This window comes from Pseudoalteromonas luteoviolacea NCIMB 1942 (assembly GCF_001625595.1).
Lineage (GTDB): Bacteria > Pseudomonadota > Gammaproteobacteria > Enterobacterales > Alteromonadaceae > Pseudoalteromonas > Pseudoalteromonas luteoviolacea_A.
In genome coordinates, this window is the sequence record NZ_AUXT01000146.1 from 12549 (window position 1) to 27651 (window position 15103).

At 42.3% G+C, this 15103-nt stretch carries 16 protein-coding genes; 7 read left to right on the plus strand and 9 right to left on the minus strand.

What is annotated here, in order from left to right; genetic code table 11:
• Positions 1 to 8: 8 nt before the first annotated feature.
• From N482_RS08110 to N482_RS08140, 7 genes are all read right to left on the minus strand, one after another.
• Positions 9 to 641 carry an NADH:ubiquinone reductase (Na(+)-transporting) subunit D gene (locus tag N482_RS08110; protein WP_063376559.1) on the minus strand — a complete coding sequence of 211 codons (633 nt, stop codon included), beginning with the start codon at positions 639 to 641 and terminating at the stop codon, positions 9 to 11.
• Positions 641 to 1387: a Na(+)-translocating NADH-quinone reductase subunit C gene (locus tag N482_RS08115; protein ID WP_063376560.1), complete on the minus strand. Its 747-nt coding sequence runs from the start codon at positions 1385 to 1387 to the stop codon at positions 641 to 643. The genes N482_RS08110 and N482_RS08115 overlap by 1 nt, the downstream gene beginning before the upstream one ends.
• Positions 1380 to 2579: an NADH:ubiquinone reductase (Na(+)-transporting) subunit B gene (locus N482_RS08120; protein WP_063376561.1), complete on the minus strand. Its 1200-nt coding sequence runs from the start codon at positions 2577 to 2579 to the stop codon at positions 1380 to 1382. Before N482_RS08120 ends, N482_RS08115 begins: the two co-directional genes overlap by 8 nt.
• A gap of 2 nt (positions 2580 to 2581) precedes the next feature.
• Positions 2582 to 3925, minus strand: coding sequence for a Na(+)-translocating NADH-quinone reductase subunit A (locus N482_RS08125; protein ID WP_063376615.1), 1344 nt, complete (start codon positions 3923 to 3925; stop codon positions 2582 to 2584).
• Positions 3926 to 4293: 368 nt separating this feature from the next.
• Positions 4294 to 5484 carry an enoyl-ACP reductase FabV gene (gene fabV / locus N482_RS08130; RefSeq protein ID WP_063376562.1) on the minus strand — a complete coding sequence of 397 codons (1191 nt, stop codon included), beginning with the start codon at positions 5482 to 5484 and terminating at the stop codon, positions 4294 to 4296.
• Between the two features lie 140 nt (positions 5485 to 5624).
• Positions 5625 to 5939 carry a BolA family protein gene (locus tag N482_RS08135; RefSeq protein ID WP_063376563.1) on the minus strand — a complete coding sequence of 105 codons (315 nt, stop codon included), beginning with the start codon at positions 5937 to 5939 and terminating at the stop codon, positions 5625 to 5627.
• A 64-nt stretch (positions 5940 to 6003) separates the two neighbouring features.
• Complete coding sequence (locus N482_RS08140) at positions 6004 to 6585, minus strand: alpha-ketoglutarate-dependent dioxygenase AlkB family protein (protein WP_063376564.1); 582 nt, start codon at positions 6583 to 6585, stop codon at positions 6004 to 6006.
• A 40-nt stretch (positions 6586 to 6625) separates the two neighbouring features.
• Between N482_RS08140 and N482_RS08145 the strand changes: the two genes are divergently transcribed.
• From N482_RS08145 to N482_RS08160, 4 genes are read left to right on the plus strand one after another with little or no spacing between them, the layout of a single operon-like run.
• The gene (locus N482_RS08145; protein WP_063376616.1) at positions 6626 to 7780 is read left to right on the plus strand and encodes a methyltransferase; all 1155 of its coding nucleotides are present in this window, start codon (positions 6626 to 6628) and stop codon (positions 7778 to 7780) included.
• 3 nt (positions 7781 to 7783) lie between these two features.
• Positions 7784 to 8347 carry a YajG family lipoprotein gene (locus N482_RS08150; RefSeq protein ID WP_063376565.1) on the plus strand — a complete coding sequence of 188 codons (564 nt, stop codon included), beginning with the start codon at positions 7784 to 7786 and terminating at the stop codon, positions 8345 to 8347.
• A gap of 16 nt (positions 8348 to 8363) precedes the next feature.
• A complete protein-coding gene (locus N482_RS08155) occupies positions 8364 to 8987 on the plus strand; it encodes a peptidylprolyl isomerase (protein ID WP_063376566.1) in 624 nt (207 codons plus the stop codon).
• A gap of 8 nt (positions 8988 to 8995) precedes the next feature.
• The gene (locus tag N482_RS08160) at positions 8996 to 10375 is read left to right on the plus strand and encodes an AmpG family muropeptide MFS transporter (protein ID WP_063376567.1); all 1380 of its coding nucleotides are present in this window, start codon (positions 8996 to 8998) and stop codon (positions 10373 to 10375) included.
• A gap of 45 nt (positions 10376 to 10420) precedes the next feature.
• On the opposite strand, the gene N482_RS08165 is transcribed toward N482_RS08160, so the two are convergent.
• On the minus strand, positions 10421 to 10666 hold the full coding sequence (locus N482_RS08165) for a helix-turn-helix domain-containing protein (protein WP_023399554.1): 246 nt from the start codon (positions 10664 to 10666) through the stop codon (positions 10421 to 10423).
• Positions 10667 to 11245: 579 nt separating this feature from the next.
• A complete protein-coding gene (gene erpA, locus N482_RS08170) occupies positions 11246 to 11584 on the minus strand; it encodes an iron-sulfur cluster insertion protein ErpA (protein ID WP_063376568.1) in 339 nt (112 codons plus the stop codon).
• 210 nt (positions 11585 to 11794) lie between these two features.
• Here erpA and N482_RS08175 point away from each other — a divergent pair, with 210 nt between their 5' ends.
• The 3 genes from N482_RS08175 to N482_RS08185 all read left to right on the plus strand — a co-directional run bounded on the left by N482_RS08175 (position 11795) and on the right by N482_RS08185 (position 15099).
• Positions 11795 to 13477, plus strand: coding sequence for a chloride channel protein (locus N482_RS08175; RefSeq protein WP_063376569.1), 1683 nt, complete (start codon positions 11795 to 11797; stop codon positions 13475 to 13477).
• A 19-nt stretch (positions 13478 to 13496) separates the two neighbouring features.
• Positions 13497 to 13931 (plus strand): CopD family protein, encoded by a 435-nt coding sequence (locus tag N482_RS08180; protein WP_063376570.1) that lies wholly within the window; start codon positions 13497 to 13499, stop codon positions 13929 to 13931.
• A gap of 151 nt (positions 13932 to 14082) precedes the next feature.
• A complete protein-coding gene (locus N482_RS08185) occupies positions 14083 to 15099 on the plus strand; it encodes an aspartate carbamoyltransferase (protein WP_063376571.1) in 1017 nt (338 codons plus the stop codon).
• Positions 15100 to 15103: the final 4 nt, after the last annotated feature.

Here is a 15103-nt window from a genome sequence, read left to right on the forward strand (position 1 = left end):
TTCTCCCCTTATGCCTTCGCTTCTATTTGGTCTTTCTTATAAGTACGAAGTACCCAAATGAAGAAACCAACTAAGAAGAATGAACTGAATGGCATAATTAATAGACCCATTGGCTGGTACCAACCACCGTCAGAAACTAGCGGAAGGATTTCAACACCAAATAGTGCACCTGCACCAAATAGCTCACGTACAAAACCGATTGTAAGTAGAACTACTGAGTAACCAAGACCGTTACCAATACCATCTAAGAATGACATTAGTGGTGGTGACTTCATTGCATATGCTTCTGCACGGCCCATTACGATACAGTTTGTAATGATCAGACCAACGAATACCGTTAGTTCTTTTGCCGTTGCATATACAAATGCTTGAAGTGTTTGGTCAACAACGATTACCAAAGATGCAATAATTGTCATTTGAACGATGATACGTACACTTGACGGAATGTGGTTACGGATCAACGAGATAAATAAACTTGAGAACGCAGTTACCACAGTCAAAGCAAGTGACATGATAAGTGCATTTTTAAGGCTTGAAGTAACCGCTAGCGCAGAACAAATACCCAGTACTTGCAGAGCAATCGGGTTGTTTGCGAAGACCGGTCCAAACAAGACTTCCTTCATTTCTTTTGCATTAGCCATTAGTTCAATGCCCCTTCACGTACTTTCGCTAGGAATGGACCAAACGCTTTGTCGCCTGTCCAGAACTTGAATGTGTTATCAACACCGTTCGACGTTAATGTTGCGCCAGATAGACCATCAACTTTGTGAATATCGTTACCAGCTGTGCCTTTTACGATATCTACAGGTAGTTGCTTGCCTTCCCAAGTAGCAGTCCACTTAGGGTTCTGGATTTCGCCACCAAGACCCGCTGTTTCATTATGCTGATAGAAATTGATTGCTTTAATCGTTTTCGTATCAAGGTCTAGCGCGATGAAACCGTACATAATGCCCCATAGACCGTAACCCTGGATAGGAAGAATCACTGATTCAACCTGACCATTGCTGTTCTTAGCTAGGTATACTGGAGACTCATATGTCATACGAAGCACGCCGGCTAAGTCATCTTCTTTAGGAAGTGCAAAGCTACGCTCAGCGTCGAACTTAGTCATTGTGAAGTCGAACGAGTTAGGATCTGTTTCAACAAAGTCACCTGACTTAAAGTCAACAACGCGTGCATCAATTACTTCATTGTACTTTTGTGCTACGTTTTCAACGTCTTTAATACCAGCCGCAGCTAGAATGTTACGTTGAACGTCTTCAATTTTGTTAGCTTGCTGTAGTGGGCGTAACTGTACTGCCGCAAAAGATACGACGATTGCACACACTAAACACAAACCAACAACAACGCCTAACGTTTTGCCGATAGTTTCATTGTTACTAGACACGTGCCAATCTCCTCTTCACATTAGACTGCACTACAAAGTGGTCGAATAGCGGTGCGAATAGGTTAGCGAATAGAATTGCTAACATCATACCTTCTGGGTATGCAGGGTTAACAACACGGATAAGTACAACCATAACACCAATTAGTGCACCGTATGCCCATTTACCTTTATCGGTGAAAGACGCTGAAACAGGGTCTGTCGCCATAAAGAACATACCAAATGCAAAACCACCAAGTACTAAGTGCCAATGCCAGGGCATAGCAAATGTCGCGTTTGTGTCAGAACCGATCATGTTCAATAGCGTAGCCATCACAACCATACCTAGGAATGTACCTAGTACGATGCGCCATGACGCGATACGAACATACATCAAGAACAAACCACCAATTGCAAGTGCTAGCGTCGACGTTTCACCCACTGAACCTTGGATGAAGCCGTAGAAAGCATTCCACCACAACTGCATGTTGTTGTAATCTAGTGAACCAATTGCTGCTTGACCTAGGTATGTAGCACCAGAGAATGAATCTACTGCTGTCCATACTGTGTCACCTGAGATATCACCTGGGTACGCGAAAAAAAGGAACGCACGGCCAGCTAGTGCAGGGTTAAGGAAGTTACGGCCAGTACCACCGAATACTTCTTTAGCGACTACAACACCGAACGTGATACCTAGTGCAACTTGCCATAATGGAATTGTTGCAGGCAGGATCAATGCAAATAATACGGAAGTGACGAAGAAACCTTCGTTTACTTCGTGCTTACGCACTGATGCAAATAGTACTTCCCAGAAGCCACCTACGATAAACACTGTTCCGTAAATAGGTAGGAAGAAACATGCACCGTAAAACATTTTCGCGGCCCAGCCAGAAGTAGCTGTAAGCTCACCACCTAGCGCTTGGAAAATACCCGCCTGCCAAGTGTTTGCGATATCAAAACCGTTGCCAATTGCTAATGCTGCTTGGTGGCCGATGTTGAACATACCGAAGAACATAGCCGGGAACGTCGCCATCCATACCAAAATCATGATACGTTTAAGGTCGATGTTGTCACGAACGTGCGTGCCGCCTTTGTTTACATAACCAGGAGTATAGAAAACTGTCGCGATCGCTTCATATAACGCATACCACTTCTCGTGTTTTCCACCTGGTTCAAAGTGAGGTTCAATGTCTTCTAAAAATTTCTTTAAGGCCATTTTTAACCTTCCTTCTCGATAGTAGTCAGGCAATCACGCAGGATTAAACCAAAGTCATATTTGCCCGGACATACGAAGGTACACAATGCTAAATCTTCTTCGTCAAGCTCTAGCGCACCCAATGAGATAGCGCTGTCTAGATCGCCTGCGATCAGATCACGAAGTAATAGCGTTGGTAGAATGTCCAGAGGCATAACACGCTCATAGTTGCCGATTGGCACCATCGCACGCTTAGAGCCACCAGTAGACGTTGTCATCTTGAACAAGCGACTAGATGCTAAGTGTGAAATGAATGTACGTGTTACTGAGAACTTATTGCTACCTGGCGCAATCCAACCAAATAGCTCCTTCTCACGACCTTCAAGAAGAACAGAAACCTGTACGTGGTAACGGCCAAGGAAAGCATGAGGGCCGGTTGCTGTTTTACCAGCTAACACAGAGCCAGAAATGACTCGGTTATCACCGTCTTCAACTTCACCTGATACTAAATCTGTTAGCGACGCACCAAGTTGAGTTTTAACTAAACGAGGATTCTTTACGCGAGGACCTGCTAAAGAAACAACTCGGTCAGTGTAGATCTCGCCAGTAAGGAACAGTTTACCAAACGCAATAACGTCCTGGTGACCTAAGTGCCAAACTTGCTTGTCTGCACCAACTGCATCTAAGTTGTGGATATGAGTGCCCACTAAGCCAGCTGGATGCACACCAGCGAACTCATGAACTTCAACTTGTGACAATGAAGAGCTAGGCACTTTACTGCCTGACTGCTTACACACGAAAACTTTGCCATCAGTTAAACGAGATACAACTGCTAGACCTGCTTCAAACGCTTCAACGTTATCAGCGATGATCACTGCTGGATCTGCTGCTAATGGGTTAGTATCGATGGCTGTCACGAAAATTGAGCTCGGAGCTGCACTAGGCACTGCTACACGGCTAAATGGACGTGCACGAAGCGCTGGCCATTGACCAGATTCAATAAGCACTTCTTTCACTTTTTCACGATCTAGATTGCCTAAATCAGCAGCCGAGAACTTGTCAAAAGTGATTTGCTCATTGCCTTGTACTTCAATCACTACTGATTGAAGTACACGCTTAGCACCACGGTTAATTTCTTTAACTACACCAGAGGCTGGCGCAGTAAACTTGACACCTGGGTTCTTTTTGTCTTCAAAAAGAACTTGGCCTTTTTTGACTTGGTCATCCACGCGGACATGCATGGTTGGACGCATACCGATAAACTCTTCACCAAGCACAGCTACGCGTTTGATGGCTGCGCCATCATGAATAGCTTGCTGTGGTGCGCCCTCTATGGGTAAGTCCAGACCTTTTTTTATGTTGATCATACGCACTTGCATTACATTAACGGAAAGAAATTGAAAAATCTTTACTTACCACGGCAGCCATCTCATCTAGTTTTCGGTATCAAAGAACTCGCCAATCATGTTTTGACTTGACAAAAGCCAAATCAACCAAAAAAAGCGCCGTGATATTATAGTCCTCACATATTTCCGCAATTTTAACATTAATCGCCCTGACTATGCGAGTACAATTATCAAATTAATACGACTTAACAATGGTTTTAGCTCAGTACAGCTAATTGCGATTAATTCAATATAGACCAAAGTGGTATTGAATGAGAAAGTGAAGTGACTGGATTAAGGAAAGAAAAACATAAAGGCGAAGCTTGAGCGCCCCGCCTATAGTATAAAAATTACACTAAACCATTGATTTCGGCAATAGTATTCACATCGGCATCATAGTCGACACCGTCGACACCAAAGCCAAATAATTTTAGGAATTCATTGTGGTAACCTTCGTAATCGGTCAATGAATCTATAGTATCGGTATCCACAGTATCCCAGATGTGTTGAACACGTGCCTGAACACCACCTTCCAATTCCTTATAATTTTGGAACAGGTGGCCTCCATCGTCAAAACGAGGCGTCTCACCGTAAAGGTTTTCATTAAACAAGCCATGAATTTGCTCAATCGTCCCCTCATAAGTGCCATCTTCTTTGGTCACTTTAAATAGTGCAGAGATGTATAGAGGCATAATTGGAATCGCAGAGCTTGCTTGTGTAACAACCGCATTTAAAGAAGAAACATAGGCTTCACCATTTAATACAGCTGTTGATGCTTTAATCGCTTCAGCTGCACGGTCTAGATCTTCTTTCGCTTTACCAATTGTTGCATGACCGTAAATTGGCCAAGTGAGTTCCTTGCCAATGTACGTGTATGCAGTTGTTTTGAAGTTGTCAGCCAATACATCAGCTTCTTTCAATGCTTCTAGCCAAAGCTCCCAGTCTTCACCGCCCATCACTTTTACAGTGTTGGCAATTTCGTCTTCATTTGCAGCTTCAACGCTTACTTCATCAATAACACGCTTTGAAGTATTTAAGTTTTTAGTTGTGATTGCTTCGCCGATTGGTTTGAGCACAGAGCTGTGTGTTTCACCAGTTTTTGGATCTGTACGACGTGGAGATGCCAAACTATAGATAACTAAGTCAACTTTACCCATCTCAGCTTTAATCGTCTCAACAGCTTTTTCTTTTAGCTCATTTGAAAACGCGTCGCCGTTGATGTTCTTAGACCATAAACCGGCTTTGTCAGCGGCGTTTTGGAATGCTGCTGTATTATACCAACCCGCTGAAGCTGTTTTCTTTTCTGTGCCTTCTTTCTCAAAGAAAATGCCCAGTGTTTTTGCGCCAGAACCGAATGCAGCAGTGATGCGTGATGCTAAACCATAACCAGTTGACGCACCGATAACCAGTACGTTTTTTGGTCCATTTTGTAATTCACCTTGCTGCTTTACGTATGCTATTTGCTCTTCAACATGCGCTGCACAGCCAGCTGGGTGAGCATTGGTACAGATAAAACCACGGATCTTCGGCTTAATTACCATTTTGTTTCCTACTAAATTTTGAATATGTTTCAAGTGATTTAGGCACATCTCTATCACATAAAGTCATGAAACTGGTCAAAGAGGGTGCCAAAAATTGCCTATAGTGTAATGTCTGATCGCCTAAATACAGGTCTGATCAGCTATTTATCAAACTTTGAGCCACCTAAGCAGTTAGGTGATGCAGGCACTTGGTGCTCTGACTCGTCAAACTCCTCAGGGGTGTATGCATGAATCGCTAATGCATGAATATCATTTGCCAACTCTGACTTTAGGACTTCGTTAATACGCCTGTGTCGTGGCAATAATCGTAATCCAGAAAACTCCTCGCTTACTACGATCACTTTGAAATGTGAGTCACTACCACGGCTGTGCATATGACTTTCATTAATAACATCGAGGTGCGTACACGCAATGGCGTCGGCAAGCTTTGCATGGATCTGTTGCTGCATTGACATCTATATAGTGCCCTTTTCAGATTGGTCTTGGAAATTGCCTTATACTATACGCGGATAGATTGAATTAACCAACCGTTCTAAATGTCAGGTTTATTCGGCCTTGAGACACTTTAACTTGCTTGGGCAAACTGTGTTCAAAGTCATGCTGACTGCGCCCAGACATTACCAGAAAGCTGCCCGTTTCTAGCACTATTGAATAGGTCTGTCGTGTCACTTTGTCGCGGATTTTAAATAACCTCGACGCCCCCAAGGAGACGGATACAATCATTGGATCCTTACCCAGTTCTTGCTCGTCATCACTGTGCCATCCCATGGTATCCTGCCCATCGCGATACCAATTTAGCAACAATGCATTGAAAGGTTGACCATACTGCTGCTGTAAACGTGCTCGAATTGCACTTAAAACCGGCAACCAATCACAACTTTCCAACCGTTTACCTGAATAGCCATAATTGACACTTTGCTCAGCAATAAAGCATTGTAAGCGGGGTATTCGATGTGATTTCCCGTAAACCCGTATTTCAGGTTGCTGCCAAGGCAATTGAGCGCACAAGTGCTCATACAACGCTAAGCTTTTATCAAATGAAATGCCTTGAGGAAAATAGTGAAAGCCTTCGGGCAAACATTCTTTGTTCAGCTTTGACATGTTATTATGCACCCACAATATTAGTGAAAAATATAAAACTATGACAATCGAAGCGGTACTTGCAAACCACCCGTTCATATTACATCGATTTCCTCTTGAACAAAAAAATCGCAGTCTACAAGCATGGGATGCCGCAGACGAATACCTCCTTGATCATATAGTATCAGAGTACCCAACTGCACAAAAAATCCTAATATTCAACGATAGTTTTGGTGCTCTGTGCTGTGCTTCAAGTGTTATCTTTCGTAAGGAACAGGCACTACCAACCCTTTTCTTTGTCAGTGATTCCTTTGTAAGCAAGGCGGCTTGTCAGCACAACTTAGCGGAAAACCAGTTACCTACTGAACACGTAACGTTTTTAGACAGTTTAGAAAACTTACCAACAGACATTGACTTAGTGCTTATTAAAATCCCAAAAAATGCGGGGTTTTTACAGTATCAACTCTCTCTTTTAAGTCATCTACCTGCGGGTATTCCTGTCATCGCCGCAGGTAAAGCGAAAGAGATTCATACCTCGACGCTAAAATCGTTCAATCACTTTTTATCAGAACCCAAAACCAGCCTTGCAGTTAAAAAGTCGCGTTTAATTTTTTCGAAAACGATGGCTAAGCCAGTAGATAGCAAATTCCCCATATCTTGGCCTCTAGAAAATACAGACTTCACACTCATTAACCATGCGAATGTCTTTTCTCGGGACTCCCTAGATATCGGCGCAAGGTTTTTCCTAAATTACCTACCAGCCGGAAAAAAGCCGATGAACATCATCGACCTAGGGTGCGGTAATGGCGTAATTGGGCTACAAACTTTAAACCGCATGCCTAATTGCAAAGTTACTTTTGTTGATGAGTCGGCAATGGCCGTCGCGACAGCAAAACAAAATGTCAGCCACAATTTGCCCGCACGTCTGCCCGACTGCCAATTTGTACACAATGATTGTCTCGCTGATTTTGAGCCCAATAGCGCCGATTTAGTGCTTTGTAATCCGCCATTTCATCAGGCACAAGCCATCACAGACCACATTGCATGGCAGATGTTTTTACAAGCCAAGTACACGCTTCGAAATGGCGGTGAGCTTAGGATTATCGGCAATCGTCATTTAGATTATCAAGACAAGTTGCAGCGCTTGTTTGGGAACTGTAAGGTACTAGGCAATAATAAAAAGTTTACCGTGTTAAGCGTAATAAAAAGGAGCTAATCTATGGCGAATATCATTAAATCACTGGCTGTCGTAGGCATCGTGACTCTTTTGTCAGGGTGTGCCGGCTCACCAAAAGCGGTGATCCTAAGTCCCAGTTACTCTGCAGGCCAAGTAAATACTATTAATCTACCCGTATCTGTCAAAGTAGAAGACCTCAGAACATCCAAGTTTACTGTTAAGGTGCTCGACATAGAACCTGCTGTGTATCTACCTGATGCAAACTTGCCTGTTACTTTATCAGCGCTGATAAATGATGCATTTAGAGCCAATGGCGCAAACATTGTTAGCAACGCGAATGTACAAATAACAGTTCAAGTCAAACAGTTTCTAGCGCTCGTTTCAGAAACTTACACTAAACACGAAAGTAATGCACAAGCTGAATTTATGGTTACCGTCACTAAAGGTAAGAGCACATTTGTTAAATCTTTTTCGGGTAACAGAAAATTGACCGGCTCACTGAAACATGATCAGGCAAAAGTAGAGGGCCAACTAAATGTGCTTGCCCAACAGCTCGTAACACATATGATAAAAGACGAAGAGCTTATTCAATTCATCTCACAATAAAGTATAAGGAACACAGATGATCCGCTGCGCGATACTCATAATTACCTTACTTACAAGTGCACTTGCCTTTGCAGGTAATAAAGAAGGGCGATTTGTACAAAAAGACAACCTGTTTCCGAAAGTACAGATCAACACCTCACTTGGCAAAATTACTGTGGAACTAGATCGCTCACGCGCACCAATCACAGTAAATAACTTTTTGACCTACGTGGTTAACGATGACTATAAAGGTTCTGTTTTTCACCGTGTAGAGCGCGACGAAGCCAATGAAAAAGACTTTGTTATCCAAGGTGGTGGCTACGACAAAGACTATGATGGCATGTTTGAAAGAAAGCCTATCTTTAATGAAAGTGGTAATGGCATGAAAAACGATATGTACTCTGTTGCCATGGCCTATCAGGATAACAAACCACACTCAGGCACGAGGCAGTTCTTTTTTAATATGGACGACAATGATCACCTAAACCCAGGCAGAGGTTGGGGTTTTGCTGTATTTGGTAATGTGACTGAAGGGTATGAAACGCTCGATAAAATTATGCAAGTTGAAACTGGCTACAATAAAAAGCTGGGCTATAGCTTTATTCCAAAAACAGCCGTGATCATCTACAGCATTGATATTTTGCCAGCAGAAGAGTTCTAACAAAGACTATGGCGACCACAACAAGTATCTTGAAATACCTGAGTTATTATCAAGACAAGCGTTTATTGACTGTATTTGCTTTTGGTATGAGTCAGGGGTTTCCTTGGGTATTGATCGGCTCAGTGATGTCTGCGTGGCTGAAAGATGAAGGCCTAAGTAGAAGTCTGATAGGACTGTTTGGGATAGTATTCGGTGCTTATACCATTAACTTTTTGTGGTCTCCGCTTGTTGATAGACTTAAATTGCCACTCATTGGCGCCCGGCTCGGCCAGCGACGTAGTTGGATATTCCTTGGTCAAATTGTCGTTACTTTGTGTGCTGTAAATTTGGCATTCGTCGATTTACAAAATAATTTGTTTCATGCTGCTTTACTGTGTTTTCTGATCGCACTTTTTGCTGCAACGCATGATATTGCGATAGATGGCTATCGTATCGATATATTACCTCAAGCAGAAAGCGAAAAATCAACCGCAGCAGCAGCGATGGCCACTTCTGGGTGGTGGACTGGATACGCGCTACTCGGTGCTATCCCATTTTTTGCTGCCGATTTACCTAACGTCGAATGGCCCGATGTGTACCTGTTACTTTCAGGTATTATGAGCTTATTAGTCGTTTTTACATTGCTAGCAAAAGAGCCAGAATCACACCGAGATACAGCTCAAGCCGAAATTCAAAAAGCCTATGAAGATAAGCTTTCTACGCATGGTCACTCAAGGGCGAATAAACTCTTGGCATGGCTGGGCGTAACCATCGTTGCACCATTTGTGAGCTTTTTCAAAAATAACGGGGTTAGCACCGCATTAGCACTACTCTCATTTATTTTCTTGTTCAAGATTGGCGAAGCATTCTTAGCCCGAATGTCCATTGTATTTTATAAAGAAATTGGCTTTAGCAATACCCAAATAGCACAGTACTCAAAACTGGGCACCGGTTTAATCACCATCATCTTCGCTTTCTTGGGTAGTATCTTCAATCACAAATACGGCATTGTGAAAGGTCTGTTCATTAGCGGTGTGGCTATGGCCGCGTCCAATTTAATGTTTTCGTGGATAGCTATTGCAGGCCCTAAAGAACATCTGTATGCATTGGCCATTGTAATTGATGGGTTTACTCAAGCCTGGTCACTCGTTGCCTTGGTTGCGTTTATCTCTATGCTATGTGACAGGACATTTAGCGCGACACACTATGCCCTGCTTGCCTCTTTGGGCAGTTTAAGTCGAACTTTACTATCGAGTTACAGTGGTGTCGTGATAGATGACTGGCTGGATGGCGACTGGGCGGTTTTCTTTATTATTACCGCTTTGATGGTACTTCCTTCCCTGATATTTCTCTATTTCATAAGACATAAGCTTTATCAAATAGAGGCGTCTTATCATAAACAAAATTAAGGTGCATTTCCTTGCACCTTGCTTTTCAATCCCATTGTGTAGGATTTATAGCTCTTCTTTATTAATTAGTGAAAGGCCTTCGTATGGGTCTACTTCCAGTGCCTCACAATAACGCAAAAACTCAATGACATCTAAACGACGTTCTTGATTTTCAATTTTACCGATAAATGAATGCGGCGTACCTAAAACCTGAGCAAGGCTACGCATTGTGTGGCCTTTCTCATGACGCTTTGATTTCAACCATTTTGTTAACTTTCCGTTTTCTTCTGAAGAAACCGTTTTACCCATCATAAATAAACATCTCCTACTTGATGATTTACCTTAAACAGCTTCGTGAAATTTGCCCGTCTCACTCAGCTGCACATCGTATACTAGAAAAAATACTCGCTACAGACCCTACAGATCTTGCGTATTTCCTGTTTTGCCAACAGGTCTTGTTCCTGTGTACCCAATAAGGTATAGACCATCTTAGCGCTAAAACCTAATAAAATTTTGAAAAATTATATTCATTTTTTTCATGTAGGGTACAAAGTACACTTTAACAAAAATTTTATATCTTGTACCAGTATTTGAAATAATTTATTTTTCTTTAAAAATTAGCCATTTAGAGCTAACCTTAAATTTAATTGAAAAATTAGGGTGCAAAAATGATTCGGATCTTATTTTTATTACCACTGATTCTTTGTTTTGGCTGGTATTACTTTTTGAAGGTCAATGGCGTTCCATTGAAACAAGGTAAGCGGGGATTTATTTATATTCTGGCATTTTCAGCATTTGTGTTGGGCTTTTTTGTATTAATGATACACGTTACCAACCCTGCATAAAAAAGCCATGCAATTGCATGGCTTTTTCTCTCAATATTGAAAGATACTACACACTGAAACTTGCGCCACAACCACATGTCGTTGTCGCGTTAGGGTTATTAACAAAGAAGCGCGCCCCTTCTAGTCCTTCTGTGTAGTCCACAATACCGTCAATCAGATATTGAATACTCATTGGGTCAACTACCATGACCACACCATTTTTTTCAATTTCTAAATCGCCTGGGTTTACTTTTTCATCAAAAGTGAATCCATACTGGAAGCCTGAACATCCTCCACCAGTTACATACACGCGAAGTTTTAAATCCGGATTTTCTTCTTCAGATATTAGCTCTTTTACGCGAGCAGCTGCAGCATCGCTAAATTTAATAGGTAACTCTTCTGACATGTGCATTCGACCCTTGTACATTAATTAGCGGAATTATCTAATACCCGACTATTTTAATCAAGTATCTCCCTTTGTACCTTTATTTGAATGAATGGTTAATTGTAAACAAGACCAACCGACATTTTTAATTAAAAAGCTAGATTTATGTCAGGGACTTAGCGATGATCTTTTGATAAAATATAAGGACCTGTTCAATTCCAGCGATACATTATGAACTTTGATCAAGTCAGGCGCCGTCTAGCAAAGCCAAAGACTTCCGCACAATTGTGCGTACTTGGCGTATGTGCTGGCCTTATTGCAGCAATACTGATCATACTTTTTCGTCTGATGATTGAACTAGTACAGTCAACCTTTTTAGATAATCACGATGATTTCACTACGTTAGCACAGCATCAAAGGTTATTACTGCCTGTGGGCGCGGCTTTGGTTATAGCATTATTTGCCAGCCTTACTGGGTTTAAACATTATCGCCTAGGCATTCCGTTTGTGATTAATCGCATCAAACATCATTACGGCCATATGCCAATTTGGAATTCAGTCAACCAATTTTTTGGCGGTGGAATTGCTTTAATCTGTGGATTTTCAGTAGGTCGAGAAGGCCCGTCTGTACACATGGGGGCAACAGGGGCAAGTGTCTTAACTGAACGATTACACCTTCCCCATAACGCAGCACGTACTTTGGCAGGTTGCGGGGTTGCGGCAGGTATAGCAGCCTCATTCAATACTCCGCTGGCAGCGGTTATATTTGTGATGGAAGTTGTTCTAAGAGAATACAAAATTCATATTTTCGTACCGATTATGCTCGCCGCCGTCACTGGTGCGTTAGCCACTCAATTTGTATTTGGTAATGTTTCAGAGCTTTCATTAATTCAAATAGAGATGCTGAGCTTTTGGCACTACCCCTATTTAATCATTTGTGGATTTGCCCTTGGCGCTGTCGCGTTTGCATTTAATCAAAACCTCATGTTAATTATCAAAACATTTAAGCCTATCAGCATGTTCCCTCGTCTTCTACTTGCGGGGCTCATCGCAGGTCTAATCGGCTACTTGGTTCCTGAAGCAATGGGCTCCGGCATGAGTGCGATTAAACTTGCGGTAGAAACGCCAGATAACCTGCAACTATTAACAACTATTTTTATCGCTAAATTATTGGCGACCTTGTTCGCCATAGGCCTAGGTATTCCTGGCGGTCTAATTGGCCCAGTTATCGGACTTGGGGTAATCCTAGGTACTTTAATGGCCTTTTTCGGTCAATTTATTTCACCAGACACCGCCGTAGCCGGTACATATGGTGTCCTCGGTATGGCAGGGTTACTCGCAGCAACGCTACATGCGCCTTTAGCAGCCCTTTGTGCTGTGATGGAATTGACATCTAACCCACAAATTGTAGTACCTGCCATGTTAATTATCTCAACGGCTTACGTGACAGCCCTGCAAGTATTTGGCAATCGTTCGATATTTTTGCAACAGTTGGACTTTCAAGGTCTTCCCTATCAAGTATCTCCAGCAAAAGAAGCCCTGCAAAAAGTGGGGATTGTCGAAGAGATGGAAGAGGACTTCAAGCTTTTATACTCCAATGACAAAAAACAAATCAAAGATACTTTGTCAGCCGTAGAAAGCCAAACGCCACTTATCATCTATGACGAAGAAACTGGATATCAGTTAGCCGAATATGACTTAACGCTCGTTTCAGATGATAGCGCAACCATTAAGTACGTCCCTCTTCAGGGCCTAAGCACGCAAGCGACACTGGCAGAAGCGTTTGAATTATTAAAAGACAAGAGATCTGGTGCAGTTTATGTTTATAACCAAAAAGACAGCCTACAAATCATGGGGATTGTCCGGTGGGATAAATTACGGCACATTTTGACAATGAGAAATAGTTTACTTTAATCGAATCATAAGGGGTATTATGAGCGCACTGTTGGTTTACAAAGCTTTGCACATCTTTTTTATGGTGGCTTGGTTTGCAGGTATTTTTTACTTACCAAGGTTATTTATTTATCACACAATGACCGAAGAAAAGGCATGTAAGGCGATGCTTAAGATCATGGAGAGGCGCTTACTTTACTTTGTTACACCTTTTGCCATCCTCACAGGTATATTTGGCACCCTTACCATTGTTGAATATGGCCGAGAGTGGTTTAAATACAACATGTGGCTTCATTATAAACTGGTTTTTGTAATTATTTTATACATTTACCATGGCTACTTCTTTAAATTATTAGCTGACTTCAAGCATGATAGAAACATTCGCAGTACACGCTTCTATCGCTTCTATAACGAGTTCCCCGTTTTCCTATTATTGCCAATTATTCTGTTAGCAGTATTAAAACCCTTTTTTTAGCTTAAATATGGCGGCGACAGTGCCGTCATACTCACCAGATAGCTAGGAACTATGCTATTATGTCGTTCCAGTAACCTAGTGTTGCCAAGGTTATCTCGGTTAGGAGCGCAGCCTTGCCTCCTGTTGTCAATCTGTGATTAGGAATCGCCGCATGTTAAGTTTCCAAGGTGAAAACATCCTTTCTGTCAATCAACTCGATAGAGAAGCAATAGAACTTATTTTTGAAGTCGCCAAGCGCATGGAGCCTTATGCTAAAAAGCACAAGCGTACAAAAGTGCTCGAAGGCGCAGTGCTTGCAAACCTATTTTTTGAACCAAGTACCCGCACACGTGTCAGCTTTGGTACTGCTTTTAACCTATTAGGTGGTCTGGTAAGAGAAACAACTGGTATGCAAAGCTCAGCATTGGCAAAAGGCGAATCCTTATACGATACCGCTCGTGTTATTTCAGCTTATGCTGATGCTGTGGCGATGCGACACCCTGATGCGGGAAGTGTTGCAGAATTTGCTACCGGCTCTGATGTTCCAGTACTTAACGGCGGTGACGGCCCCAACGAACACCCAACTCAAGCGCTACTGGATCTATTAACGATTGATCGTGAGCTGGACCGCTACGGTCGTGGCGTAGATGGAATGCACATCGCCTTGGTCGGTGACTTGAAATACGGCCGTACAGTACACTCTCTATCTAAATTATTGTGTCACTATAAAAATATTAAATTTTCTATGGTCGCACCAGACGGTTTGCAAATGCCAGACTATGTCCTTGATGCGGTAACTAACGCAGGTCACCAAATTGAGTTGGTCTCACAAATGGAAGGTAACTTAGCGGCTGATATTGTTTATCAAACCCGAATTCAAGAAGAGCGATTCCCCTCGCAAGAAGAAGCTAATAAGTACCGCGGTGGATTTAGAATTAGTCAGTCTATTTACGAGGCGCACTGTAAGCCAGAATCAGTCTTAATGCATCCACTGCCACGCGATAGCCGCAGCGATGCGAATGAATTAGATAACGATTTAAATACCAATGATAACTTGGCCATTTTTAGACAAGTACAAAATGGCGTGCTGATCCGTATGGCGCTTTTCGCACTCACTTTAGGTGTAGAAAACAAAGTACAACAATACGAAACAAATGTACCTTGGTTCAGCAGAAAACGCCAAAGTTAATCAA

Bases quoted from the DNA above. Each gene is read 5' to 3' on its own strand.
- N482_RS08110 (WP_063376559.1), bottom strand. From the start codon at position 641: ATGGCTAATGCAAAAGAAATGAAGGAAGTCTTGTTTGGACCGGTCTTC.
- N482_RS08120 (WP_063376561.1), bottom strand. From the start codon at position 2,579: ATGGCCTTAAAGAAATTTTTAGAAGACATTGAACCTCACTTTGAACCA.
- N482_RS08125 (WP_063376615.1), bottom strand. From the start codon at position 3,925: ATGATCAACATAAAAAAAGGTCTGGACTTACCCATAGAGGGCGCACCA.
- fabV (WP_063376562.1), bottom strand. From the start codon at position 5,484: ATGGTAATTAAGCCGAAGATCCGTGGTTTTATCTGTACCAATGCTCAC.
- N482_RS08135 (WP_063376563.1), bottom strand. From the start codon at position 5,939: ATGTCAATGCAGCAACAGATCCATGCAAAGCTTGCCGACGCCATTGCG.
- N482_RS08140 (WP_063376564.1), bottom strand. From the start codon at position 6,585: ATGTCAAAGCTGAACAAAGAATGTTTGCCCGAAGGCTTTCACTATTTT.
- N482_RS08145 (WP_063376616.1), top strand. From the start codon at position 6,626: ATGACAATCGAAGCGGTACTTGCAAACCACCCGTTCATATTACATCGA.
- N482_RS08150 (WP_063376565.1), top strand. From the start codon at position 7,784: ATGGCGAATATCATTAAATCACTGGCTGTCGTAGGCATCGTGACTCTT.
- N482_RS08155 (WP_063376566.1), top strand. From the start codon at position 8,364: ATGATCCGCTGCGCGATACTCATAATTACCTTACTTACAAGTGCACTT.
- N482_RS08160 (WP_063376567.1), top strand. From the start codon at position 8,996: ATGGCGACCACAACAAGTATCTTGAAATACCTGAGTTATTATCAAGAC.
- N482_RS08165 (WP_023399554.1), bottom strand. From the start codon at position 10,666: ATGATGGGTAAAACGGTTTCTTCAGAAGAAAACGGAAAGTTAACAAAA.
- erpA (WP_063376568.1), bottom strand. From the start codon at position 11,584: ATGTCAGAAGAGTTACCTATTAAATTTAGCGATGCTGCAGCTGCTCGC.
- N482_RS08175 (WP_063376569.1), top strand. From the start codon at position 11,795: ATGAACTTTGATCAAGTCAGGCGCCGTCTAGCAAAGCCAAAGACTTCC.
- N482_RS08180 (WP_063376570.1), top strand. From the start codon at position 13,497: ATGAGCGCACTGTTGGTTTACAAAGCTTTGCACATCTTTTTTATGGTG.
- N482_RS08185 (WP_063376571.1), top strand. From the start codon at position 14,083: ATGTTAAGTTTCCAAGGTGAAAACATCCTTTCTGTCAATCAACTCGAT.